Below are 2,138 nucleotides of genomic sequence, written 5' to 3'. Positions count from 1 at the left end.
AGCTGTCGAGCGGCCTTTGATCGCCAATTCTTCACCAATCGCTGCACCGTACGCCGCTGATGGCCGCCGAACCGACCGGGCGCATACGCTTCCAGCCGCGAGAGAAGATCGACCGCAGACAGGTGCGGAACCGCTGAGAGCCATTCCTCGATTATGGGAATGTAGGGGTCGAGCATTGAAGGCCGACGTGGCACAGGCTTGCGCCGCACGTAGCGGCGCCGATGAATGATCCGCTGCTCGCCCTGTTTCCAACCATCGCCGAGCTCTCGGGCAAAGGCCACCACGTCACTCTGCACCGGCGTAGCCATCCCCGGCATCCCAGCCCGCCGATCGACGCGCTTGCCCAGTTCATTTTGGGCATCCCGCATCTGCGCCAGCAATGCGAGCGGATCAAGCGAGCGGTAGATTTCTCGCAGCCTGCGTTTGAATGCCTCATCGAGATTCGTATGGACCAACGCCCGTTCGTACGGCGTTGCCGGAGGAAGATAGCGCTTGATCACCTTGGCGCCTTCGCGGTGTTTCTCCTTCAGCTTAAACGAAGGCTGAAAGAAATTGATGTGCAGCCGCGCCGCCGCAAACAGGCGAGCCAATGAGCGAGCGGCATCAATGCCTTCAAACCGCCCGTAGCCCACCAGGCGGCGAACGATAGCTCCGTTTTTTTGTTCGACGAATGCCTGATCGTTCTTCTTGTAGGCCCTGGAACGAGTTACTTCGACGTCGTGAGAGCGGCACCACGACACGACCGTGTCGTTCATGAAGGCGCTGTCGTTGTCAAAATCGAGCCCCCGAACGGGCCAGGGAAATAGGTTCTGCGCGCGTTCGAGAGCCTCGACCACAAGAGCTGCTTCACGCACGACGAGCGGAAAGCATTCGGTCCACCCCGTTGCGATATCCACCATTGTTAGCGTCTGAATGAACGCGCCGGATACGGACATGCCGCCGTGCGCAACCAGATCCGCTTCGCAGTAACCCGGCGGAGGTGATCCCCAGTCATTGAATGTGCGCACCGGGACCTGACGCCGTACGGCACTGGAAAAGCCCGCCTGCCGTCGGCGTCCTCCGGCTGCTGCGATCTTTACGTCGCTCAGCAGGCGATCGATCGTCGCCGCGCTCACCTTCAAAACCAGCGACCGCTCATCGGCAGAAAGCTTCAATCTGCCGTGCCGTTCAAGTGCCGGGAGCAAGAACGGGATCATCGCGACGAGCCGCTTACTGCAGAGCCGGTCAGAGGCGTCCCATAGCACAATCAGTGCAACGCGAATGGAAGCTCCGTAGGTCCGACTCCGTCGCCGCGGCACGGCCGATCCCGATGCTCCGTCCACCGACAGCGCTCGGATCGCGTGCTTGCGATGCCATCCCGTAACGGCACAGAGCTCGTCCAGGATCCGTGCCTTCTCGAGCCGTCCGCTCGCCCGATAACGCTCCACCAGCGCTGATGTGATCTCGCGCTTTGCGCGCATGCTGATCTTCCCTGCCATACCCGCCACCGAACTGATTCGGCAGCTCCGCCCCAGACACGACAGGGAAGTTGTCCGGTAACATTTTTAGTAAGGCAATGCGCCCCTCAGCGTCACGAGGAATTGCCCCCTCCTCGGATAGCTGGGGAGAGAGTGAATGAAGCAGCTGAAGCGGATTGCGCGGCAGCTGGGCTGCAGCCATCACACGGTAAAGGACTACGTGGCGGCGGGTGCGGTGAAGCCGTTCAAGTCGCCTGAGCGGGCGAAGCGGCTCGATGGCCTTGAAGGTTGGCTGCGCGAGCGGTTGATCCGGCACCGCGGCAATGCCGACGTGGTGCGCCAGGACCTGTTGGCCGAGAAAGGCGTGACAGTCAGCCGGCGGACGCTGCAACGCGCCGTGCAGCCTTATCGCCAGGCGCTCAAGGCGGAGGCTCTAGCAACGACGCGGTTCGAGACGCCGCCCGGCCGACAGCTGCAGATCGACTTCGGCGAGCGCCTGGTCGAGATCGGCGTGGTGAAGGTCAAAGCATTCGTGTTCGTGGAGACGCTCGGGCATTCGCGACGGCTGCATGTCCGTGCGTTCCGGTCCGAGAGGCAGGAGCATTGGTTTGCCGGGCTCGAGAGCACATTCACGACCTTCGGCGGCGTGCCGGAGGAAGTGCTGATGGACAATCCACGGGC

The 2,138-nt window shown here is 62.2% G+C and carries 1 protein-coding gene and 1 pseudogene; one reads left to right on the top strand and one right to left on the bottom strand.

Going from position 1 to position 2,138, the window contains the following annotated elements:
* Nucleotides 1-1,460: DDE-type integrase/transposase/recombinase (locus JOY90_RS14825; RefSeq protein WP_291691867.1), on the bottom strand; the 1,460-nt coding region annotated here is incomplete at its 3' end.
* A 154-nt stretch (nt 1,461-1,614) separates the two neighbouring features.
* Between JOY90_RS14825 and JOY90_RS14820 the strand changes: the two are divergent.
* A pseudogene (locus tag JOY90_RS14820) lies at nt 1,615-2,138 on the top strand (DDE-type integrase/transposase/recombinase); the annotation flags it as partial.

The organism is Bradyrhizobium sp. (assembly GCF_019242285.1).
In the GTDB taxonomy this organism is placed as follows: Bacteria; Pseudomonadota; Alphaproteobacteria; order Rhizobiales; family Xanthobacteraceae; genus Bradyrhizobium.
The sequence above is the reverse complement of the archived record's forward strand: the minus strand, read 5'-3'. Positions and strand labels throughout refer to the sequence as shown.